The organism is Glutamicibacter sp. MOO4 (assembly GCF_056934395.1).
In genome coordinates, this window is sequence record NZ_CM167800.1 from 1,805,192 (window position 1) to 1,828,642 (window position 23,451).

General features: G+C 54.7%; 19 protein-coding genes. 5 read left to right on the forward strand and 14 right to left on the reverse strand.

Annotation, left to right across the window (positions count from 1 at the left end; translation table 11 throughout):
* Positions 1-121: 121 nt before the first annotated feature.
* Positions 122-742: a GNAT family N-acetyltransferase gene (locus tag AC1Z3F_RS08420; protein WP_483565527.1), complete on the reverse strand. Its 621-nt coding sequence runs from the start codon at positions 740-742 to the stop codon at positions 122-124.
* 86 nt (positions 743-828) lie between these two features.
* On the opposite strand from AC1Z3F_RS08420, the gene AC1Z3F_RS08425 reads away from it, so the two are divergent.
* Together AC1Z3F_RS08425 and cpaB are read left to right on the forward strand one after the other, a co-directional pair.
* Positions 829-1,443 carry a 5-formyltetrahydrofolate cyclo-ligase gene (locus tag AC1Z3F_RS08425; protein ID WP_483565528.1) on the forward strand — a complete coding sequence of 205 codons (615 nt, stop codon included), beginning with the start codon at positions 829-831 and terminating at the stop codon, positions 1,441-1,443.
* A 153-nt stretch (positions 1,444-1,596) separates the two neighbouring features.
* Positions 1,597-2,238 carry a Flp pilus assembly protein CpaB gene (gene cpaB, locus AC1Z3F_RS08430; protein ID WP_483565529.1) on the forward strand — a complete coding sequence of 214 codons (642 nt, stop codon included), beginning with the start codon at positions 1,597-1,599 and terminating at the stop codon, positions 2,236-2,238.
* A gap of 7 nt (positions 2,239-2,245) precedes the next feature.
* On the opposite strand, the gene AC1Z3F_RS08435 is transcribed toward cpaB, so the two are convergent.
* The 6 genes from AC1Z3F_RS08435 to AC1Z3F_RS08460 form a co-directional block, all read right to left on the reverse strand.
* Positions 2,246-2,563, reverse strand: a complete 318-nt coding sequence (locus AC1Z3F_RS08435; protein ID WP_483565530.1) for a hypothetical protein — start codon at positions 2,561-2,563, stop codon at positions 2,246-2,248.
* Positions 2,563-6,807: a DUF4011 domain-containing protein gene (locus AC1Z3F_RS08440; RefSeq protein ID WP_483566946.1), complete on the reverse strand. Its 4,245-nt coding sequence runs from the start codon at positions 6,805-6,807 to the stop codon at positions 2,563-2,565. Before AC1Z3F_RS08440 ends, AC1Z3F_RS08435 begins: the two co-directional genes overlap by 1 nt.
* Positions 6,808-7,240: 433 nt before the next feature.
* On the reverse strand, positions 7,241-7,594 hold the full coding sequence (locus AC1Z3F_RS08445) for a hypothetical protein (RefSeq protein WP_483565531.1): 354 nt from the start codon (positions 7,592-7,594) through the stop codon (positions 7,241-7,243).
* A gap of 453 nt (positions 7,595-8,047) precedes the next feature.
* A complete protein-coding gene (gene guaA / locus AC1Z3F_RS08450) occupies positions 8,048-9,634 on the reverse strand; it encodes a glutamine-hydrolyzing GMP synthase (RefSeq protein WP_131088706.1) in 1,587 nt (528 codons plus the stop codon).
* Between the two features lie 148 nt (positions 9,635-9,782).
* Positions 9,783-10,247, reverse strand: coding sequence for a DUF3817 domain-containing protein (locus AC1Z3F_RS08455; protein WP_483565532.1), 465 nt, complete (start codon positions 10,245-10,247; stop codon positions 9,783-9,785).
* Between the two features lie 42 nt (positions 10,248-10,289).
* On the reverse strand, positions 10,290-11,078 hold the full coding sequence (locus tag AC1Z3F_RS08460; protein WP_483565533.1) for an SURF1 family cytochrome oxidase biogenesis protein: 789 nt from the start codon (positions 11,076-11,078) through the stop codon (positions 10,290-10,292).
* Between the two features lie 559 nt (positions 11,079-11,637).
* Between AC1Z3F_RS08460 and AC1Z3F_RS08465 the strand changes: the two genes are divergently transcribed.
* On the forward strand, positions 11,638-11,814 hold the full coding sequence (locus AC1Z3F_RS08465; RefSeq protein ID WP_483565534.1) for a hypothetical protein: 177 nt from the start codon (positions 11,638-11,640) through the stop codon (positions 11,812-11,814).
* A 250-nt stretch (positions 11,815-12,064) separates the two neighbouring features.
* Here the strand turns inward: AC1Z3F_RS08465 and AC1Z3F_RS08470 are convergent, their stop codons facing one another.
* The 6 genes from AC1Z3F_RS08470 to AC1Z3F_RS08495 all read right to left on the reverse strand — a co-directional run bounded on the left by AC1Z3F_RS08470 (position 12,065) and on the right by AC1Z3F_RS08495 (position 20,499).
* Complete coding sequence (locus AC1Z3F_RS08470; protein ID WP_483565535.1) at positions 12,065-14,632, reverse strand: hypothetical protein; 2,568 nt, start codon at positions 14,630-14,632, stop codon at positions 12,065-12,067.
* A gap of 235 nt (positions 14,633-14,867) precedes the next feature.
* The gene (locus AC1Z3F_RS08475) at positions 14,868-15,902 is read right to left on the reverse strand and encodes an IS630 family transposase (protein ID WP_483565536.1); all 1,035 of its coding nucleotides are present in this window, start codon (positions 15,900-15,902) and stop codon (positions 14,868-14,870) included.
* A 633-nt stretch (positions 15,903-16,535) separates the two neighbouring features.
* Positions 16,536-17,687 (reverse strand): GuaB3 family IMP dehydrogenase-related protein, encoded by a 1,152-nt coding sequence (locus AC1Z3F_RS08480; protein WP_444613882.1) that lies wholly within the window; start codon positions 17,685-17,687, stop codon positions 16,536-16,538.
* A gap of 156 nt (positions 17,688-17,843) precedes the next feature.
* Complete coding sequence (locus AC1Z3F_RS08485) at positions 17,844-19,160, reverse strand: BtrH N-terminal domain-containing protein (protein ID WP_483565537.1); 1,317 nt, start codon at positions 19,158-19,160, stop codon at positions 17,844-17,846.
* Between the two features lie 153 nt (positions 19,161-19,313).
* A complete protein-coding gene (locus tag AC1Z3F_RS08490) occupies positions 19,314-19,910 on the reverse strand; it encodes a TetR/AcrR family transcriptional regulator (RefSeq protein WP_483565538.1) in 597 nt (198 codons plus the stop codon).
* Positions 19,911-19,914: 4 nt separating this feature from the next.
* The gene (locus AC1Z3F_RS08495; protein WP_483565539.1) at positions 19,915-20,499 is read right to left on the reverse strand and encodes a sugar O-acetyltransferase; all 585 of its coding nucleotides are present in this window, start codon (positions 20,497-20,499) and stop codon (positions 19,915-19,917) included.
* Positions 20,500-20,610: 111 nt separating this feature from the next.
* Between AC1Z3F_RS08495 and AC1Z3F_RS08500 the strand changes: the two genes are divergently transcribed.
* Positions 20,611-21,825, forward strand: coding sequence for an MFS transporter (locus tag AC1Z3F_RS08500; RefSeq protein WP_483565540.1), 1,215 nt, complete (start codon positions 20,611-20,613; stop codon positions 21,823-21,825).
* Positions 21,826-21,935: 110 nt separating this feature from the next.
* Positions 21,936-22,373 carry a VanZ family protein gene (locus tag AC1Z3F_RS08505; protein WP_483565541.1) on the forward strand — a complete coding sequence of 146 codons (438 nt, stop codon included), beginning with the start codon at positions 21,936-21,938 and terminating at the stop codon, positions 22,371-22,373.
* A 143-nt stretch (positions 22,374-22,516) separates the two neighbouring features.
* Here AC1Z3F_RS08505 and kce read toward each other — a convergent pair whose 3' ends face one another.
* On the reverse strand, positions 22,517-23,449 hold the full coding sequence (gene kce, locus AC1Z3F_RS08510; RefSeq protein ID WP_262199657.1) for a 3,5-dioxohexanoate:acetyl-CoA acetone transferase: 933 nt from the start codon (positions 23,447-23,449) through the stop codon (positions 22,517-22,519).
* Positions 23,450-23,451: the final 2 nt, after the last annotated feature.

The following is a 23,451-nucleotide window of genomic DNA, read 5'->3' on the forward strand; positions in this document are numbered from 1 at the left end:
CATCTCAACCCTATGCAACCTTTCCTACGGTGACACGCACATATGCCGGTGTGTCTATAAGTTTTCACCACGAATCCTCGCTTCAGTGAAGACCTCTGCGCGTAGTGAAGCTAATTGTGCTTCATCGTTCGTAGATGCGTTCGAGCATCGTGGTGGAAAGCTCTTCTCGGTTCAACGCAAAGGTGCGATGATCCGCCCACGCACCATTGATATGCAGGTACGCCCGGCGCAGACCTTCATCCCTAAACCCCAGCTTTTCCACCACCCGAAGGCTTGCCGCGTTCTCCGGGCGAATGTTGATTTCGAGTCGGTGCAGATCCAAATCCTGAAAACAATGATCAATCACCAAGGCGCAGGCTTCAGGCATCAAACCGAAACCCGCGTGACTGCCATCGATCCAATAGCCGATGGACCCACTGCGCGCCGCACCGTACTGAACTGAAGAGAGCGAAACCTGACCGATTAGTGGGGGCCGTGATTGACGAAGCTGCGGCAAAGCAATGGCCCAGGAGTAACCGCTGCCATCCCGGGCAGCTTCATCCTTGGCACGAATCATCTGCGTATAGGTCATCGGTTCTGGCACGCCCAAGGGGCTGGTGGGGTCCCACGGTTTAAGCCATTGCGAGTTGGCGTAACGCAAGTTAAGCCACTCACTCTCGTCGCGCAGAGTCAACTGGCGCAACAGCAGTCGGTCCGAGGTCAATTCAGGAACCAGACGTGAGGCCCGAGGAGAGAAGAACATGAGCACATCGTAATACCCGAATGCTCACTTGGCGTGCACCGTTGCGGGCCGGTTCCAATTCATTGCGTTTTGCGTAAGCTGTAAATATGACTGCCGATGCTTCGAAGAACCGAGACGTAGAGAAGAAAGCTGTCCGCACCAAAATTCGGGCCGCTCGACAAGCTTTGGATCCTGCGACCCAGGAGGATCATGGCAAGCAGTTGGCAGCTACGGTCCTCAGCTATCTCACGCAGAGCACCGGCATCGTTCGAAAGGTCGCAGCTTACTGTTCGTCCCCCGGTGAGCCAGATACTTCAGTCTTATTAGATGCCTTGGTCAATGAAGGCATTGAAGTTTATCTGCCAATTTGTGAACCGGACTTTGCGTTATCTTGGGCTGCATACTCCCCTGGTATCGAGTTCCTACCTAGCGCTCTGGCGCCGGTTCTGGAACCGGTGGGGCCTCGCTTTGCCAATGACATCTTTGATGACATCAATACCATCATCATTCCGGCGTTGGCCATTGATGCTCAAGGACGTCGCCTTGGCCAGGGCGGTGGTTACTATGACCGGTTCCTGCCGTTGATCGAGGATTCGCCGGTGCGTGTGGCTGCTGTGGTTTACGACAGCGAATTTGTTGACGAAGATGCCTTCCCTGTAGCTGAGCATGATCAGCCGGTTGATCTAGTTTTCACTCCTACGCAGGTGCATCAGATCCCATAAAGGCAACAGGTCTGGATTACAGATTTACGCACAGTTCGTTTCCAATGCATCTGGGTATCAAAGACTCCACGCTTGCATTGGGATATGAGTTACTTCTCCAGAACTGCTATGGCGTCACGTCCTCCGGTCATACCTAAACCAAAAGTCCGCCCGGTGCGCACTCGTAGCGAGCTTTTGCGTCGCTATCGCAAACCTTTAGCCATCGGGTTTGCACTCTTGGCGTTGGCCGGCACACTCAATGTCTTTTCTTCAGGACAGCTCTCTCAACGTGAAGTTGTTGTTGTGTCCAGCGACATCGCTGCCGGCAGTGAAATTTCGGCTAATCAGCTCACAGTGCAAACAGCACGATTAGACCCACAAGATAGCGAAGTCTTCGAGTCTGCTGACCAATTAGTTGGCCAGCGAGCTGCGGTGGGTTTGGATGCCGGAACGGTGGTGCGCAAGTATGCGTTGGTTGGGCCTCAGCTTCTTGCTGGGTCCATCGAGGGCACAGTGGCTGTGCCTTTGCGGCTCAGTGATCCGGCGACAGTTTCGTTGCTTCATCCCGGTCAGATGGTGGACATTGTACTGACTACCGGGGATGGCTTTGACCAGGAAATTCAGTCACGGACCATAGCCAAAGCTGTACCCGTTCTTTGGGTTCCGCAAAGTGCAACAAGTTCAGAATTTGGCATGCTCAACGGCGCCAGTGCAACGGGCGAAGGAATTATTGTGGTCGCTGCCGCCAGCAGTCTTTCTGATGATCTTTCCGGAGCGGTCTCTCGTGGCAAGGTCTCAGCGGTCTTAGTCAACTAGCTAAGGTTTAGCCCCAGTGTGGTGGCTTTTCGCGCTTCATGAGTTCAGCAAGATCTTCTTTGGAATCTCCCCAGCTACGCGGGTCCTGATCTTTGGCAACTAGATCTGCCAATGGATCGGTGGTGCGCTTGGACCGATTCGAAGTTGCTGGCGAGGAAGTTCCGTCAGCGGATGGACCCGTAGCTAGAGCACGGTCAACGGACGCTGAGCGCGGCACCGGTGTGTAACTTCCGGTGAGCTGAACACGCTGTTCAAGATGTTGTGGTGGTGCGACAACGCGCGGTCGCTTACGGCGACCGCGCGTTGGTTCTTGCTCAGAAGTCATTACTTCTTGGACTCCACCTGTTCGGCAGTCTCGCTGGCTGGAACCGGTGCCGGAGTGGTTGGCTCGGCTTCTGGTGCCACCTGCTCCGCTGGCGACTTAGCATCAGTTTCCTGTGCCTTGTTCTCACTCTTGTCTTCGCTCTTGGCCTCGGCCTTAGCTTCAGGCTTCGGTTCCAACTTGGACTTAGCGGACTTAAGCAGCCCGCTCTTTTCCTTTGGCGCTTCGTCGGTGGTGACCTCACGGGCAGAGACCGGACGAGCGGCAGTCAGTGAACTGCGCGAGCTAGATTCCTTGGCTACTGCGGGAGTAGTAGGAGCCTTGAGCTGCAGGTAGGTAGCCAGACGTTCGGTGACTGATCCTGGGTCGGTGAAGACGTCGATGGTCCACAGTGGGACATAACGCCAACCGTGCTTCTCGAAGAATTCTGGGCGCAAGCGGCTACGCTCACGAACAGTGAGTTCCGCGTAGTGCTCCGTGCCGTCATAGACCACAGCCAGCGGACGGATGCCGCTTTCTGCAGCGTCAAAAACGTGAGCTGAAAGGTCAAGGACACCGCGGTAGTCCTCGGCAACAATCGCACCGCGTTCACGCAAACGACGAGCCAAGTCAGAAACCAGAGGATCAAAGCGTGGGTTACGCATGGCGCTCACGCCCGAGTCCCCGGCCTGTACCCGACCGAACAGTTCAAAGAACTGACGAGCGCCGCGGTACACGCGGTTCAGGTCAACGTCGTTGGACAGCAAGCTGGAAACCAAGGTCATGCGGCTGCGCGAACGAGTCATCGCAGCAACAAAGAGCTGCTCCCCACCTTCACGTGAAAGTGCACCAAATTCGTGCAGGATCTTACCGTGGGTGGTACGGCCGTAACCCCAAGCGAAGATCACCGCGTCACGGCGCAAGCCGATCAAACGATCCATGGTGGTCACCACGAATGGTTCCTGCTTTGAACGCAAGTAATCCATTGCGTACTTGTGGTTTGGTAGCTGCACACGAATTGCTTCAGCGATAGCTGCTGCATGGCTTCGGTTTGAAGCAATAACAGCCAAGGATTCTTCACCCTGGTTCTTGAAGTGCTCAAAGACCAAGTCAACAATGCGGGCCACTTCAGCTGCCGTGGTCTGGACACCGTCTTCGCTGTTGACCAGCGAGCCGGTAGCGTCCGGAACATACTCACTACGCAACAGTGGCGAATTACCACTGATGTTCACGGCCATTGGCAGACGTGAAATTGTTGAGTCGTAGTACGTCGTGGACAGCTGCTCCACCAGACCTTCGTCAATCCCCCGGTAAACGGTGGACAACGAGCCTGAAACCAAAACCTTGTTCAATGCTGAGAGTGCAGAGACATCCTGCTTGTGCTCAACCACGCGTGCGGTTGGATCCACGGAAACTTCAAAGCGCTTCGGGGCACCGAGCATTTCATCACCAATGGCAATGACCTGACCGGAACGACGAACGGCGTCAAGTACTTCACGCAAGGACAGGTAGTTGGCTTCGAGCAGGATGACTGCATCAAATTCTGCGTTTTCTGGCAGTGCGCTACCTAGCAGCAGTGGAGCCGAAACGATGACCGGAGTCAACGAGCTAGCAAGAGGTGCACCCAGTCGGAACAGCCCAGCGATAGTTGGGGTTCCGTCCTTGAGCATATTTCGCAGTGCGCGGGAACCGGCACGGTGGTCAGCTAGGGCAGCCTTCCAGTTACGCGACAGAGCCCAACGAATACGATCTGGTCCGGAAGCAATATGTGCACCGTCAGCCAGACGGTAATCTGCCTCGATCTTTTCCAGCTTGGAGCCATCATTCATGGCCAGGAAGTCATCCCCGGAAATCATGGCGTCCAGCACGGACTGCCACCAGGCAAGTTCCAGTTCGCTGTCCACGGCGTCAGTGTCGATTTCACGTTCTGCGAAGTCATCCAGCAGATCACCCAGACCAGCTTCGGTGAGCTGTTCGGAGATCAATGTGCGCTCTGGCAGTTCACCCAAGTCTTCGCGGCGGTCAACCAGCGCTGCAATAAGGTCCAGCAACTCGGCTATCGGCATTTCGCGCAGACGCGATCCGACAGAGGAAGGCAGCATGGTCGCGAGCTTATCGATGCGTGCACCAGCGTCGTGGTAGCCAGCTTCAACATCCAACAGGCCGCCTGGGACCTGTGGGTTGCGCTGGCTGGTGGCGATGGCGCGCCATGCATCACGCTGAACAGACACTGCCTGCAAGGCGGACTGCAGATCAGCGATGTGCATGCCTGGACGAACGTATTCCTTGGCAATCTTGCGCAGACGGGAACGGACAATGGAGCCCATTTCCACGCCGTGCTCACGACGCCATGAGCTGGTCGCGGTAGCCGCGATCAAGTCATCAATGTCGCCTTCAAAGATGTCTGATTCAAACTTATCCAGCGAACCACGTACGGCCACCAGCAACTGCAGCTGGTCACCCCACTTGTCGTAGCTGTCTTCCAGACGGATCTGTGACTGCTGAGCAATCTTCTCCATGTGCTCATGAAGGATCGGTAGGTCGCGGCCCAAGCCGCTGGCCAAGGACAACGCCTGCTCGGTGGCTTCAGAGTTGCGCAGAGGAGCACCATGCCATGGGCTGGTGGTGTGTTCCTTGGAGTAGGCACCCAACTGTGCCGCACGCTTAAGCTGTGCAGCAACGTGACCGCGCTGGCCCATGGAATCAAGCACCGAACGCTTCAGGCGCACCGTAGTGGACGGCGCAGGTTCTAGGGCAGCTAGTCGAGCCAGCTCCTGCATCGCCTGGTATGGCGAGCAACCCCAACGGCTACGCACCGAGTGCAACGACTTCACGTGTTCGTGCAAGGTGTGGCGGGAGTCGCGCAGACGCTTGAACATCGTGCCTAGCTGCGGTTCGGTTGCCTGTTCATTGCGCAAAATAGCCTTGGTCAGCAAGGTACGCAGGGAATCTGGATCCTCATTAGGTTCCAGCAAAAGGCTTCCGGCATCCAGCTTCTGATTGAACAGCTGAACAAATTCTTCGGCGGCGGAGCGCTGTTCGGCAACAACCAGAACGCGCTTGCCCTGAGCTGCCAACAGTGCGGCAGCGTTCAGTGCGGTCTGGGTGGCACCGGTACCGGCTGCAGCGTTAATTGCTACCGATTCTCCGGCGGAAATGTAGTCAAGCATTTTTGCTTGGGACTCATCAGCGTCCAGCAGGTACAACTCATCTTCTGGATCACGATCATCTGAAGACTTGGCCAGCGTGGTGTGGCCGGTGTGCACCTTGCGGGCCGAGGTTTCCTCGGTTGAGCTTGGCTGCTTGCGTGAGCGGGTGCTGTCCTTGAGGATATTGCGCACTCGACCAAAGCGGGAGCCGGACTTTTCGCCGGTGCCAGCTTCTTCAGTCTTGGACTCGTCAGCAGTAGCTGGCGTGGAAGCGGCAGCACCGTCGCCAGCAGTCTTGTCGGTGTCAGACTTGTTGATGGTGCCAGCAACGTTTGGCTTGGCAGCAACAAGTTTGGCTAGAGCTTCAGCTGTCTTGTTATCCGACGCGCTCTTAGCTTGCTTTTCGGATTCGTCATAACGGATCAGTGCTTCGATGACCGGGTGTGAGCCCGAAAGCTTTGCTGGATCAGCTGGGTCCATCAGTTCAGAGAAGGTGGAGAGCAACAGGCGGTGGCCTACAACAACGCCAGGAACCTCAGACATCTGCTGGCGCAGTGCATCCATGCCACGAGCTGGATCAAAACGAGCGATGGAGTACGCAGCAGCATCAACGGCGTCGATATCTACCCGGGCTTCGTGGTCAGCTTCAAACTGACGGACAAAGGCAGGGGAAACGGTGGCGCGACCAACCAGCTGCAGGTCATAGTCATCAGCGTCTACGTGTTTGGTCAGCGTGATTCGGCCGAGCATAATCGGCGCGGATACTGGCTCGCTCTTGCCGTCATGGACTGCGCGCCAGTTGGCAACACCGGCGGCCAGGTAGCCGACATCGATGCCGCGCTCTTCCCAGAGCTCATTGATCTTAGCTGCCAGAGCGCGCGCGGTACGGCGCGCGGTGGCGTACTGTTCTGCATCATGCAGCAGGGTGGACAGTCGTGTGCGCCGTCCGGCAAGAAATTGCGCCAGCCCCGAGGGGTTGGCGTGGGTGATATCGATGCTGTTGGACGTCGACGGAGCAAACCGCAAGGTGGTATCCGCACCAGCACTTTGTCCTAGGGATTTTACCCAGGTTGCTACCCGCTCGGAGGTAGCATTCTGTCCACTAGCCACGACAGTCATTCCCTTCACTGAACCGACCATTTTCGGGCGCACTACGGTGCAAATACGCCTCTTTCTAACGTAGTGCACCCAGCGCCCAGATCAGGGGTGCGAAACACGTTTTAACTACGTGAAGCGGAACGTTCTGACCGCGAACCAAGACGTTCCGATTGACGCACGACTTAAGCATCAACAAATTGGCAACAGAAGCAAAACCATTCGTTCTAGGCGCGTAAGCTAGCCCGACTCGGTCTGTGCTGACCGGCAGATTCAAACCCGCCACTTGCGGGGATTCGTCAGGCGGGATTACAGCCCATCTTCGGACAGACACCGGACCAGTTTCAGTAGCTAGAAAGCAGAGGACCTTCGAAGTTGCCCAATTGGATCGCTAGATGCTCCGAGATTCGTGGCTTCCGCTGAAATATTGAAATCGAGCCGCCGGCCATTGAATCGTTTATTTGTTTTTGAGCTCCTTGCCGAGATCAAATTCAATGCCGTCCCCCAGGCCGTAAATGAGCACACCCTCAGTATCGGGCACTTCAAGAACAACGGAACCCTGAGCTTTCTCACTCGGCCCTACTGAAGTTATTCGATCTTTGTCATCAGGGCAACTGTATGCGGCAATCGTATCGAGATCGCCATTGTAAGTAATGCCCTTCTTGGTGATGAACTTCCACCATCCGCCGTCAAAGCCGACGTCCCCTAATTCAGCCAGTTCAGGTTCTGTAGTTACTGTGAACGTCAACGCTACGAGCTCGCCGCCTTTCGGCTTCTCAGGGAATTCGCTATTACATTTAGGGTTCGCCATAATGTCATCAATTCGAACCGTAGCGGCGACCTTACTGTCGGCCGTTCTGAAAGTGAAACTCTCTCCAACGCTGCGAGTTAGATTTCCCCTCGCATTACGAACCAACTCGGGATCCTCGGTGGCTGGTGCCGGCGCAGATGTCGAACTCGGTAGTGGCGTCGTCTCTTCGCGTGCGTTAGAACTACATCCCGATATAACGAGGCTGAGTGAAATTAGGGTAAAAGCTGAAATTTTCCTGTACATAACTCAAGCATAGAACAAGGGTCAGACAGCATAGATCCCAAGACTCAGTCGCAACCAAACATGGGTCAAGAAATATCACCTTCGCCATTCAATGGCCATGAGATCATCGACCTAATTTCATTTCACGAAGCCTTAGCTGCACAACGACGTATACGAAAATGCCCTCGTATTCTCGCCTAATAGCGGAATACGAGGGCATTCGTTAGTGGCTTACTCCCACTCGATGGTTCCAGGTGGCTTGGACGTGACGTCCAGCACCACTCGGTTAACCCCATCGACCTCATTGGTGATGCGGTTGGAGATCTTCGAGAGCAGATCATAAGGCAGGTGCGACCAGTCGGCGGTCATGGCATCTTCAGAGGACACCGGACGCAGCACGATTGGGTGACCGTAGGTACGGTGATCGCCCTGTACGCCTACCGAGCGAACATCGGCAAGCAGTACTACTGGCATCTGCCATACTTCGTTGTCCAAGCCTGCAGCGGTCAGTTCGGCGCGAGCAATCGCGTCGGCCTTGCGCAGGATGGACAGGCGTTCTTCATTCACCGAACCAATGATGCGGATACCCAAGCCTGGGCCAGGGAATGGCTGACGGCCAACAATTTCCTCTGGCAAGCCGAGCTCGCGGCCCACGGCGCGTACTTCATCCTTGAACAGGGTGCGCAGTGGTTCAACGAGTTCAAACTGCAGGTCCTCTGGCAAGCCGCCCACGTTGTGGTGGCTCTTGATGTTGGAGGTACCTTCGCCGCCACCGGATTCCACGATGTCCGGGTACAGGGTGCCCTGAACCAGGAACTTCACCGGCTCACCTTCGGAAGCTGCTTCAGCGATGATCGCTGCTTCAGCTGCTTCGAAGGCACGGATGAATTCGCGGCCGATGATCTTGCGCTTGGTCTCTGGATCAGAGACACCTTCCAAAGCGGTCAAGAAGCGTTCGCGCTCATCAGCGATGTACAGCTTGGCGCCGGTGGAAGCAACAAAGTCCTTCTCCACCTGCTCGGCTTCGCCTTCGCGCAACAGACCGTGGTTGACGAATACACAGGTGAGCTGGTCACCAATGGCACGCTGTACCAGGGCTGCGGCAACTGCGGAGTCTACGCCGCCGGACAGACCACAGATGGCCTTGCCGGTGCCGACCTGAGCACGGATGCGCTCGATCTGCTCTTCAGCGATGTTATCCGCGGTCCAGTCCCCTGCCAGGCCGGCACCGTTGTACAGGAAGTTTTCCAGTACATCTTGGCCGAACTCGCAGTGCTTAACTTCTGGGTGCCACTGCACACCGTAGAGGCGCTTGGCCTCGTTGGCGAAAGCGGCAACTGGTGCACCGGCGGTGGTGGCCAGTACTTCGAAGCCTTCTGGAGCTACCGAGACAGCGTCACCGTGGCTCATCCATACGGTAGGGGCCTGTGCGGCGCCTGCCAGGATAGAGCGTGCTTCGCCCTCAAAGTTGGTGGGGGTACGGCCGTACTCACGCAGGCCGGTTTCCGCCACGGTTCCGCCCAGAGCGTTGGCCATGGCCTGGAAGCCATAGCAAATGCCCAAGACCGGTACGCCGGCTTCAAACAGGTCGGCCCCTACAGAGGGGGCACCATCGGCGTAAACGCTGGAGGGACCACCGGAAAGGATGATCGCTGCAGGGTTCTTGGCCAAAATGGCTTCAGTAGAAAGGGTGTGCGGAACGATCTCCGAGTACACACGGGCCTCACGTACGCGGCGAGCGATAAGCTGCGCGTATTGGGCCCCGTAGTCGACGACCAGAACCGGCTTATGTTCTGGATTGAGGGGAGCAGTAGTCACCGTTACAGTCTACGCGGTTCACCGCGTGCGAAACAGCACGAGCACTGTCATCAGCGTCACCTAGGGCGTCACACAATAAAACCCACAATAAAACAACGGGCGAACCAGATGATCTGGTTCGCCCGTTGATAAAAAATTTAGCTCGGTTTTAGTACCGCTTAGCAGCTTTTGGATGAGCTGCCAGTTCACGATCCACTTCAGCGTGTACCTTGGCCTCGGTGATGAAGGACAGGAACGGAACTACGCCGCCCAGTGCGATGGTAATGAAGCGCATAAATGGCCAGCGCATCAGCGACCAGAGGCGGAAGTCAGCAAAGAGGTAAACCACGTACATCCAACCGTGAGCAATCAAGATGCCCAAGGACAGGTTCACTCCCCCGGTGACTTCTGCTCGGTTGAACAGACCCACCGAGTTGGCGGTGCCATCAGCCAAGCTGCCACCAACAAAGAGTTCCAGAGACCAGAAGTATTTGAAGATCATCTCAACCACGAGCAGCAATAGCATCACACCGGTGATGTAGGCGAAGACCTTATAGAACTTGGCGGCGCTACGAATCTGCGCTGGTGTGCCGCCGAACTTCCGGGGCTTCGGTGCTGGGGTGGTGCTGGACATGGCTGATGATTCCTTCCGAATCAGAAAAAAGTTTGTGTTTGTTTAGTTGCTGCTGGTGCCGTTGTCACGTGCGTCCGCCGCGCGTTCAGCAATTTCGTCCAAGTCGCGCTGGTAGTCATCACGAACCATGCGGTACCAGAGGAAGATGGCGAAGCCTGCAAAGACAACCCATTCAATTCCGTAGAAGACGTTCAGCCAGTTAACCTGGGCTTCCTGCGGCTGCGGACCAACATAGATCATGTCGATGCCTGGCTGTTCAACGCTGTCGCCTTTAACCGTGGTGATCTTGTGCCCGGAGATGAAACCGTTATACAGCACCGAATCCCAGGTGTTGGCTAACTGCGCTGAGGTGATGGACGGCAGGGTCTTGCTGCGTAGGTCATGCTCGTTCTCTGGACCTTCGTTAGGCAGGAGTCGACCGGTGACTTCCAGTTCGCCCTTAGGTGCCGCTGACGGTGTGGTTGCCTCTGGTTGCCAGCCGCGCACCACTGCGATGCCGGCGTCTTGTTTAGCGCCATCAACCTTGAACTCGGTGATGACCCAGACGCCCTTTTTGCCGTCTTCAATGCGGCCATCAATGAGCTGGTCTGTGCCGGGAACAAATTCGCCGGTGAATTTTACGATCTGGTCGGCTTTGGTGCCAAGCAGCTCGGTTCCGATATCCGTATGCTTTGTCAGTTCTACTGGTTTCTCGGTCTTATCAACCTTGACCAGCGGTTCGCTCTCTGAGGAGCCGAACTGCCACCCCGAGAGGGCAACAAATCCGGTAGCGATGGCCAGCGCAGCAATGAGGGCGCCGATCCACTTGAGTTTCAGAGCGGTTTTAAACACCCCTTAACCGTACTTCTATTTGCCGTAGAACTCGAAATAAGTGGGGGTGAGATTCGCCCAGAAACCGTAGTTTTCGTTCATTGGAACGAATCAGGCACGTCGTTCGTTAAGGAACATGCAGCACAAAGCTGTCGTGGCTGGCGCTGACGCCTAGCAATTATTTAGAAGGTGCCTTCCCAGACCTGCATGTCTCCATTCTTGGAATTCGAGCTTCCATATTGACCAGCTGTGGATTCAATTGTGTCAAGGGATCCAACGCTCAGAAATACGTGAGCGTACCTCGAACTAAGCTCCGCGCTGGCAACAGTTAACGTTTTCGGGCCAGGCATGCGGCGCACAACTGGACACTGCTTCACAAGCCAGTTGAGGCGCAACGAGTCAAGTAACCGAATCCAAATGTTCGGACTTCATGCTCACCGCGGCGCAGTAAACTCGTGATCGCAAGAAAGCGCGAGCGGATTTGAAGTGACCAAATCCAGAGTCGTGGTTGACGGTCCTCTAGGATTACCGTATTAGATGGTTTCGTAGCTCTCTGGAGCTGTGGCGAGGAGGGCATTGGATGAACAAGACTCTTGTTTCACCAGTCATCGCTTGGGGAGTGTCCGCGCTTCTTTTGCTTATCGGCATCTGGCAGTTGACAACCGACGGTCAATGGCGAGGCCTTGCTTTCATCGTGCTCGCAGCCGTCTGGGCAATAGTCGCTCTGAGACAAGCTCAAAAACGAAAGAGCAAGTAATTATTTTGGGGCAAACTACGACTTCCCGCTGATTCGCAAGATGCTGATTTGCCAGCCTCAGCCCATAAAGCTCGATGAAAAAGTCGATAGAAAAGTGAACGAATTCCAAGCTCAATGCGCTCAATTCGTGCACGACTCTTACACATGCACAGAAGGCCCGTTCAATGTCTGAATTGGTCAGACACTGAACGGGCCTCCACATGTCTAGCAGGCGCTTGGTGAATCGCTGCTATCTATCTTTGGTGTTCGCCTACTTCTTGATTTTCTTCGATGTACTCGTTTTCGAAACCGACTTATAACCCGACTTCGAACCGGTGACCGTCACCGAAATCTTCCGCCCGGCATCAGACTTAGCCAGCTTGTAAGTTGACTTCGTTGCGCCCTTGATCGAATCGCCGTTATGCTTCCACTGATACTTCAGCGATACGCCCGAAGGCGACCACTTACCAGCAGAAACCTTCAAAGTCTTACCGACGTTCCCAGTTCCGGAAATCTTCGGAACTGGAGTCGACGACAAACTCTGCAACGCCACCGACTTCGAATCACTCGTCTTCGAAACCGACTTATAACCCGACTTCGAACCGGTGACCGTCACCGAAATCTTCCGCCCGGCATCAGACTTAGCCAGCTTGTAAGTTGACTTCGTTGCGCCCTTGATCGAATCGCCGTTACGCTTCCACTGATACTTCAGCGATACGCCCGAAGGCGACCACTTACCAGCAGAAACCTTCAAAGTCTTACCGACGTTCCCAGTTCCGGAAATCTTCGGAACTGGAGTCGACGACAAACTCTGCAACGCCACCGACTTCGAATCACTCGTCTTCGAAACCGACTTATAACCCGACTTCGAACCGGTGACCGTCACCGAAATCTTCCGCCCGGCATCAGACTTAGCCAGCTTGTAAGTTGACTTCGTTGCGCCCTTGATCGAATCGCCGTTACGCTTCCACTGATACTTCAGCGATACGCCCGAAGGCGACCACTTACCAGCAGAAACCTTCAAAGTCTTACCGACGTTCCCAGTTCCGGAAATCGTCGGAACAGGAGTCGACGACAAACTCTGCAACGCCACCGACTTCGAATCACTCGTCTTCGAAACCGACTCAAAACCGGACTTGGAACCAGTGACCGTCACCGAAATCTTCTGACCAGCATCAGCAGAAACCAACTGATACGAAACACCAGTCGCACCCTGAATCGACTCACCATTACGGTTCCACTGATACTTCAGTGATACGCCCGAAGGGGTCCATGCACCGGCATTCGCAGACAAACTCGAACCCACCGCAGCAGTACCAGAAATCTTCGGAACAGGAGTCGACGACAAACTCTGCAACGCCACCGACTTCGAATCACTCGTCTTCGAAACCGACTCAAAACCGGACTTGGAACCAGTGACCGTCACCGAAATCTTCTGACCAGCATCAGCAGAAACCAACTGATACGAAACACCAGTCGCACCCTGAATCGACTCACCATTACGGTTCCACTGATACTTCAGTGATACGCCCGAAGGGGTCCATGCACCGGCATTCGCAGACAAACTCGAACCCACCGCAGCAGTACCAGAAATCGTCGGAACAGGGGCAACTAGGTCCTTCGGTTCCACCTGATCGGACAAATTCACAGTTCCCAAAGTTCTAAAACCGCTGCCTCTGTTACCCAACGAATCATTCAATGGGTACAACGACACTTCCCAAGCACCAGGTGCAGAACCCTCAGGAATCGAAACCTTACGTTCCCAAACGCCGTTCTTTGCGGTACCTGACACGAGGGTCATTTCGCCAAAGCCATAGCTTTGTCCGGAATCATGCGAAACGCTCACAACCGGAGCATTAGCTTCCGTCGCATCCGTAACAGTAGCTCGGATAGTGATCTCGGCAGGTCCATCAGCCAAGTTGTGATTCAACGGCGAAACCGAAGAAGTAACCAACACCGGAGCCGAAGTATCCGAAACCGAAGATTCGATGTTCACGGTTCCCAAAGTTCTAAAACCGCTGCCTCTGTTACCCAACGAATCATTCAATGGGTACAACGACACTTCCCAAGCACCAGGTGCAGAACCCTCAGGAATCGAAACCTTACGTTCCCAAACGCCGTTCTTTGCGGTACCTGACACGAGGGTCATTTCGCCAAAGCCATAGCTTTGTCCGGAATCATGCGAAACGCTCACAACCGGAGCATTAGCTTCCGTCGCATCCGTAACAGTAGCTCGGATAGTGATCTCGGCAGGTCCATCAGCCAAGTTGTGATTCAACGGCGAAACCGAAGAAGTAACCAACACCGGAGCCGAAGTATCCGAAACCGAAGATTCGATGTTCACGGTTCCCAAAGTTCTAAAACCGCTGCCTCTGTTACCCAACGAATCATTCAATGGGTACAACGACACTTCCCAAGCACCAGGTGCAGAACCCTCAGGAATCGAAACCTTACGTTCCCAAACGCCGTTCTTTGCGGTACCTGACACGAGGGTCATTTCGCCAAAGCCATAGCTTTGTCCGGAATCATGCGAAACGCTCACAACCGGAGCATTAGCTTCCGTCGCATCCGTAACAGTAGCTCGGATAGTGATCTCGGCAGGTCCATCAGCCAAGTTGTGATTCAACGGCGAAACCGAAGAAGTAACCAACACCGGAGCCGAAGTATCCGAAACCGAAAATACAACGGCAGCTACCGAAGCACCCGTGGCTGCAGTCCCCGAAGCAGCCAGCGATGGTGATGCGCCTGCGAACAGCGAGGCGGTCAGTGCGACTGCTATGGCAAAAGCGCCGGTTGACTTGAGTCTTTTAATGGAAGACTCATTTCCAATTTGCGACATTGATCCCCCAAAGAATGCCTGACGAAGATTCCAGGCGAAAAGTGCGAGCGAAATTAGTATCGCGATTGGTTCAGAGCGATACAATGAACCAAAAAAGTTATCGTTCAACTATTTGAAAGCATCTCACACTTCTAACGAGGGAGAAACTTTATCCTTAAATGTTATCTTCGAAAAGACTGACATTTGAATTCATGGATAGATGGCTCTCATATATCAAAAACGGTCAGCCAGAACCTCAAATCTTGTAATCAAACAACCGTGACCGGATATGCGCTTCAAACGCCGCCACCGTCGACTCAAAGTCATCACGTTGAACATTACTGATCTCGTTCTTCGCATCATTCCACACATGCTCAATCGGATTATGATCTGGAGCGTACGGCGGAAAATTGATCAAATGAACATCCTGCAACGTTTCGCCCTGAGCTAGCTCTGCACGTAGCAACTGGTTCTTATGCCACGTCGCGTTATCCCACACAATCACAATCCGTTTCCCTGGATGCAACCCCACCAACGTTTGCACAGCTTCAAGGATCGTGGTGGCGTTCTGCCAATCCAACCGCAACGTCAAACACTGGCCCGTATTCTGATCCAAGAACCCGATAAACGACTGCGAAGCCTTCTGCCGGTCAACCTTCACCACGGTTTTCGTGCCCTTCTCATACCAAGCCCGCTGGAGAACGGCTTCCTGATCAATACGCACCTCGTCCGCAGCGAAGACCAACGTGGCCTCGTCAGCTAACGGGACCGTGAGTCCTTCACGGATCTCTTTGATCCGCAGGTCAATGGCCTTGTCATCGCCTCGTCTGCGGTCAAACTTCTCTGGCTTATGAAAAGACAACCCCGCCATGCGCAACAAGAACTGATACGAAGTCGCAGACGCATATTCAACGTTGAACGTCGTGAATAACCAGTGATCTAGTTTCGGGACATCCCAGAACTGTGCTGGCAAGTACTGGTCACCTGGCGGCTGGGAGAGGACCTGAGCGACAATCTCTCGTTGCTCCTCAGTGACGAAACTACGGTTCAGGTTTCCTGCATGACCTGTAAACAAAGACGCCATACGCTGCTTACTCCAGTCCCGGGCCCAGTCCTCCAGCGTGGAAGGTTCACGGTCCACGAAGTCAGCAACAATCACCGGGTCAACACCCGCAGAAAGCAGGAGTACTGCTTCTGCTTTCTTCACCACGAGTTTGTGGGGAGCAGTGTTCTTGTAGTCTTTGAGCAGTCGGCGTTCAGCGTCGGTGACTTCGGGGTTTGGCATACCCACAAATTAACACTCCGTGTGGTTCACGCAGGCATTAACGCGCCGGTCGGGTTTAGGTTATTGAATCCGTTTTTGAAGTATGCCCGCCAGAGCTGTACTTTCAAGAACACTGACCTTGAATCAAGATCCCTGTACATGGATTGGTTGGCCGGTGTATTGAGCCGACGAGGACAGCAGCTCTGCGGTCAGGATTTGAGGCCTGATCGCGCAGGTCGCTGATACCGAACCTCAAGATCCGGTTTCGAAAATTTGGGCTTCACCTGACAACCACCCACAGCCTAGATAACCCGTTACATCGAGGACTTCTCTGAATTTTCTAAAGTGCAATCCCGCTATCTGTGTGTTTGCGGATGACAATGCCCACTGCGTGAACAATAGAAAAGGGTTCGATGGAATGCATTGCTGCGAGCTCTCCTCTCCTGAGTGAAGAATGCAGGTACCTCAGTACTGCTCACAGTCAGCAAATAAACAGCCTGTCGACCTAGGCCAGAGTTGAACAAATAGACCCTTGCACCCATCCGTTTGGTTCTGCGGGTTCAATTTGCGAAAAAACAGCCACTACATTGATCAAGAATGATCAAAGTAGTGGCTGTTCAGTTGTTCCCTCGGCGGCCGAAGCAACCCAAGTGATGTGTCTTAGTAGCGGTCAGACTCATATGGCGAAAGCACCACGTCTACGCGCTGGAATTCCTTCAAGGTCGAGTAGCCGGTAGTGGCCATCGAACGACGCAGCGCACCAACCAAGTTGGAGGTGCCATCGGTTTCATGCGATGGACCGTACAGGACCTTTTCAAGGGAACCTACGGTACCGATCTTTGCACGGTCGCCACGTGGGCTGGCCTCGTGCACTGCTTCCATGCCCCAGTGGTAACCGGCGCCTGGTGCTTCTTCGGCACGAGCCAACGCGGTGCCGAGCATGACTGCGTCGGCGCCCATAGCGATGGCCTTAACGATGTCACCGGAGTTACCCATGCCACCATCGGCAATAACGTGTACGTAGCGTCCACCGGACTCTTCGATGTAGTCACGGCGAGCTGAAGCAACATCAGCAATAGCGGTAGCCATTGGTGCGTGAATGCCCAGGGTGCGACGGGTGGTGGAGGACGCGCCGCCACCAAAGCCCACGAGAACACCAGCAGCGCCGGTACGCATCAGGTGCATAGCTGGGGTGTAGCCAGCTGCTCCGCCAACGATCACTGGGACGTCGAGTTCATAGATGAACTGCTTGAGGTTCAGTGGTTCGGTGGTCTTCGAGACGTGCTCGGCCGAAACGGTGGTGCCACGGATGACAAAGATGTCCACGCCGGCAGCCACTACGGTCTTGTAGTGTTCTTGGGTGCGCTGTGGGGTCAATGAGCCAGCGACAACTACGCCGGAGTCACGGATCTCGGAGATGCGCGAGGTGATTAGCTCTGGCTGAATCGGAGCCGAGTACAGTTCCTGCAACTTAGCCGTGATCTTCGGATCATTGCGCGTTGCGGATTCAGACTTCAGACCGGTGATTTCTGCCAGTACAGATTCTGGGTTTTCATAACGGGTCCACAGACCTTCAAGGTTCAGTACACCCAAGCCGCCGAGCTTGCCCAGGGCAATGGCGGTGGCCGGTGAAGTTACCGAGTCCATAGGTGCGCCCATAATTGGGGTGTCGAACTGGAAAGCGTCGATCTGCCAGGATACCGAAACGTCCTTCGGATCACGGGTGCGGCGATTCGGTACGATCGCTACGTCGTCCAGGGAAAATGCCTTATGCGCCCGCTTGCCGCGGCCGATCTCAATCTCGTTACTCACCTAACTAGGTTACCAACTCTCGGCCGAATTCTTGCTTTTCATGGTCTTAGTGCGAGCGGTCATGACGTGTTTTCTATCCAACGGCAAGCAAGAAACCCTGCCTCACGGTGTATTCATACACCGTGAGGCAGGGTTAGAAGCAAAAAAGCTTTTGGACTATGAAGCTTGGGAAGCCAGTGACTTCGCGGTAGCTGCCAGCGCAGTTGCTGCCTGCTCTTCAACCTCAGCGATACGCTCCATGGCATCTGCCATCTGCGCGAACATTGCACTGCGGTTTTCAACGGTGACTTCTGGATCCACAAGCTCAGCGAACTCATCCCACAGCTGTGCCAGCTGCAGGTAGTCCGCACTGTGCTCCCCCAGAGCCGAAAGACCCGGAAGACCTGCGGCCTCATCAAGGAAGTCTGCGTACAGTCCACGCAGGGCACCTTCGCCACCAAAACGGGTATCGCTCAGGAAGCCCGACAGCTGGGTCATGCCGCCAGCAAGACGCTGCTGATCTGCAAACATCCGGCTCCAGCCGGTCTTGGTGGTGGTATCGCGCAAACGAGCAGCAAAGGTACGCATGCCGGTGATGCCGAAGTTCTTCGCGAAGTGATCTGGAATGCCGGAAAGTTCACGGGTTCCCAGAAGACGAGAAGTGGTTTCTTCGATAGCAATCAGCGCGTTGGTTGCCAGGGTTTCAGCCTTCGGCGAGCGCGAGGAAGGTACCCAAGCCTGCCAGTGCTTTTCCTTTTTGCGCTTGGCGCGGGCGAAAGCTAGGTCTTCTTGGCTGATGACGTTCAGTACGCCTGAACCGTCATCTACCAGCAGATCATCTTCATGATCTCCGACAACAACAAGATCAATGGTCTCGGCTTCATCCACTTCATTGCCATCGATCCAAGGCAATGCGTTGATAGCAACACGTACAGCTACGGTGCGACCGGCATCCAGCGCAGCGTCCATGTATTCAACAGCTCGCACGGCTGAACCGGTGGTGCGTTCGGTGACCTTGGCACCGCAACGGGCCAGCAGGTTCTGCGTGTATGGCTCTGGGTGGGCGCGGGTCACTAAGGTGGCGGTGGTGGTCTCTTCGTATTCGAAGGTGAAGACCATAAAGCCAATACCACCGGCCAGGCCTGCCAGCAGTGCTTGGCTCAGTGGCGCTTCGGTAACTGGGTTGGTGACGCCAGCCTGTACGAGGACTCGGTGCCACAGTGCGGCATCGTATTGAATGACGTCTTCTGGTGCCGGGTATTCAGGCAACTCATCTTGTGGTGCTGGAGCCGCAGCGGGCTTTGGTGCCTTGGGCTTAATTCCAGCTTTGGCATCGCGAGCTTCTTTGGCGTAGTCACGAGCCTGCGCTGCACGAGCCGCCTTTGGGCTCTCTGGCTTACCGGTAAGAATGTTCTTACGCGCGGTGGTGTAGCTCTCCCCCGTACGTTCCATTCGTTCGCGTGCTTGCTTCTTCAGATTGGCTGGCTGGCCCAAAGTAATGTCCTTTATTCGCGGTCGCGCACAGTCAGTGAGATCCCACGCCGATTGGTGCTGTCTGCCCATAATTCTACGCGTGCAAGATCTTTTGCTGGTGCAGAACCAAAGGACTTGGACAACTACTTCTTCAGCAGCACTTGAGATTGATTACTAAGTACTAAGTGAACCCTTGCGCGAATCTTTCGTGATGCGAGCAATGGCAGTTTTGATTTCGCTCGGCTCCCGTGCTTCGGAATCCAGGGCTCGGTGAATGGTTAGGCCCTCAATCATCGCGTCAAGCAAGCGAGCTGTCAGCGGGTCAAAGTGAAGCTCCAGAGCCACACGGCTGCGCTGCATCCATTGCGTAGTAATCGAACGGAACGAAGCATCGCGGGTGGCCAAGGTGTAGAGCTCATGAGACAAGATCAGCTCATCATCATCGCCACTACTAGCTTGCAGAATTCTTTCGAAGACCCTTTCACACGCCGATTCCTTATCGGTTGCCGTTGCCATATGACGTTCAAAATCGTCACTAATGCTGGTGGCAAATCGGGAAAATGTGCTGTGCAGCAAATCCTGCATGCCATCAAAGTAGTAGGTCATGGCACCCAATGGCACACCGGCTTGAGTCGCAACTTTTCGGTGTGACGTTCCGGTGACCCCGGATTCCACAATGACTTTCTGGCATGCGTCAATGATCTTTTCACGGCGTTCAGGATCATTGCGCCGACCTAAGCGTGAACCGGCGGAAGAGTGTCGGGAGGACATCAAATTATCCAATGCTTCGGATCACGCGTGCAGGATTACCCACGGCCACTACGTTGGCCGGGATGTCCTTGGTGACTACCGCTCCAGCACCGATCACCGAGTTTTCTCCGATACTCACTCCTGGGCACACGATCACTCCGCCTCCTAGCCAGACATTGTCACCAAGGCTAATTGGCTGGGCTGCTTCGAGCTTGTCGCGTCGAGGTTGCGGGTCAATCGGATGGGTGGGCGTCAGCAGTTGAACGTTGGGCCCAATCTGGCAGTCTTCACCGATGGTGATGGTGGCGACGTCCAACGCGGTGAGGTTGTAGTTGATAAAGGTTCGGGCACCGATGTGTATGTTCTCGCCGTAGTCCACAAATAACGGCGAGTTCACGTGGGCGCCTTCGCCCAAGGTGCCAACGAGGTCTACGAGGATCTCGCGAGCAAGTGGATCTGCGGCGAGATCAGCGCGACGGTACGCATCAGCAAGCTGGACACCACGTCGATGAAGGCGTTCGTTTTCAGGGTCATCCGCGATATAGAGGTCTCCGGCAAGCATGCGCTCACGGTCACTACGGGAGTCTGATTCAAAATAACTCTGATCCATGGCAGTGAATATACACGACATTTGAGTACACTCGTACATATACTTTGAGTGGTCGTCCTGTCAGTGGCGATGCGTTCATCCCGCGGGCACAGCGAAAGATATCAACACCTTATGTATTCAATCCTTTTGGCTATTATCTACATCGCCTTCATCAGCCTCGGGCTTCCCGACTCTCTGGTGGGCGCCGGTTGGCCAGTGATGCATAGAGAACTTGATGTCCCGCAATCCTTCGCTGGTATTCTCACCATGGTCATTGCCGTGGGAACCATCTTTTCTAGCCTTGCCTCGGAACGACTTACCCGTAAGTTTGGTGCCGGAGTTGTAACGGCGATCAGCGTTGGAATGACCGCAACGGCGTTATTCGGCTTTACGTTCTCTGACTCGTTTTGGATGTTGTGTCTGTGGGCCATCCCGTATGGATTGGGCGCAGGAGCAGTGGATGCAGCCCTGAACAATTACATTGCCCTGCACTACGCGGCACGGCACATGAACTGGCTCCATAGCTTTTGGGGTGTGGGAGCCTCGATTAGCCCGTTGATCATGAGTCATGCGCTGACCTCAGGGATGGGATGGTCTGGGGCTTACAAGGTTGTTGCGCTTATTCAAGTCGTGCTCACTATTGTTCTGGTGCTCACGCTCCCCCTCTGGGGCAAGGTGAACACCATGACCCCGAAAATGCGCAGCCGCGCTGAGGTGGAAGATAGTGCCGAGAGCAGTGAAGCGCCTCAGGCCGGATCCTCTCACATTCCGCTGTCGCAGGTTTTGAAAATTCCGGGCGTCCTCCTGGTCCTTGCGGCATTCTTTGCTTACTGCGCGTTGGAAAACACTTCGATTCTCTGGGCTACGACTTACCTTGCAGGCGACCGCGGTGTGGCCCCGGCAACGGCTGCCGCCTTTGCGTCGTTCTTCCTTTTGGGCATCACTGGTGGACGCTTCCTTGCTGGATTCTTTGCTGATCGAATCGGAGACCGCAACCTGATTCGTGGTGGCTTCATCATGGTGGGACTCGGTGGTCTTATGCTGCTCATCCCGCTGGAAGCCAATGGAGTTGCTTTAGCCGGGCTAGCCATCGCTGGTCTGGGATCTGCACCGATTTACCCCGCCATCATCCACTCCACACCGGCAAATTTCGGGCGCCATAATTCACACGCCATCATTGGAATCCAAATGGCGGCGGCCTACCTCGGTTCGACACTGATGCCACCGCTCTTCGGTGTCTTGTCCTCCTGGGTGGGACTGTGGCTTTTCCCGCTCTTCCTTCTACTGCTAGCGGCTATGGGGATGCTGTTCTCAGAACGCCTGAACCGCATGGTGGATGCTAAGTAACAGTCGATTCATCACCTCGGGCAGCGGAGCCAAAAACTGATCTTCGAGTATCTTGGGTAGTGCATTAACACCCGAATTCATGAACAGCGTCAAGGAGCCCACTGAGAACTTTGCTTAGTCGCCATATGCTCCGACGCTGGGCTTTGCCATTGCTGTACTTGCTCGCAATGATGGTGATCGCGTTTTGGCCTGTCCCCGTCGATTCATCCGCAGGACCAGAACTAACACAGACCTTGCACTGGTTGCATGCTCACGGCGCTCCAGCTTTTGTGAACTACGAGTTCGTCGAATTTTCAGCCAACGTAATCTTCTTCGTTCCGCTGGGCAACTTTCTAGGCGTAGGACTTCGCCGGTTCTGGACGGCAGCCCTCGCAGGGTTCGTTGTCTCCGGCTTGATAGAACTAGGCCAGCTACTGTTCCTCCCCAACCGCTTCGCCACACTTACTGATGTCGTGGCTAACTCTTTAGGGTGCGTACTTGGCGCGGCAATTTGGCTTGCTGTTTCTAAAGGTTATTGGAATCAGAAGGCAAGCAAGCCTTCCAACTGAAGAAATGAAACCTACCAGCCCTCGCCAATTTGCGCGGCGGTCGGAACCGATTTGGCTACTTTTTACCAGGCTTTCGGAGCTAAGAAAGATGGAAGTCCGTGATCTTCGCGGACTTCCATCATTTTTTGCCGAGATGTGTGTGTCTAGAAACCGACCTTGTCCCGGCCCTTCAACGAAAGCATCTCGCGCGCTTCATCCGGGCTGGCAACTTCAAAGTTCAAAGCTTCGAGAATCGTGCGGATTCGGGTAACTTGCTCAGCATTAGATGCGGCAAGCTGACCCGGACCGATCCACAAAGAGTCTTCGAGACCAACACGTACGTGAGACCCCATAGCTGCACCAATGGTTGCCAGAGGCATCTGGTTCTTGCCAGCACCGAGAATCGACCATTCGTAGTTATCGCCCAAGAGCCGGTCCGCGGTACGACGCATATGCATCAGGTCCTCTGGGTGTCCGCCAATTCCGCCCAACAGGCCAAAGACTGACTGTACAAACAGTGGCCCGCGTGCCAATCCACGTTGGTGGAAGTGGCTCAGGTTATTCAAGTGGGAAATGTCGTAACATTCGAACTCAAACCTCGTGTCGTTGGCATTGCCAATTTCGAGGATCTTCTCAATGTCAGCGAAAGTATTCTTGAAGACAAGATCGCGTGACTTTTCTAGGGCTTCACGTTCCCATTCATGCTCAAATTCTTTGAACCGATCGAGCATCGGGAAGAGCCCAAAATTCATTGATCCCATATTGAGTGAAGCAAGCTCCGGCTCAAAGGTCGCCACTGGAATCATGCGTTCTTCAACGCTCATATGTGGAGATCCGCCAGTCGTAATATTGATGACCGCGTCAGTGCCGTTTTTCAGTTTTTCTAAGATGGGTTCGAAGTGCTTGGGGTCTTGGGATGGACGCCCGTCCTTCGGGTCTCGCGCATGCATATGAACTATTGCAGCACCGGCCTTTGCCGCGCCAATAGCGGCCTCAGCAATTTCATCTGCGGTGACGGGCAGATGCTCGGACATCGAGGGAGTATGGATTGCCCCGGTTACAGCACTGGTGATGATTACTTTGCGTTTGTTTTTCACGA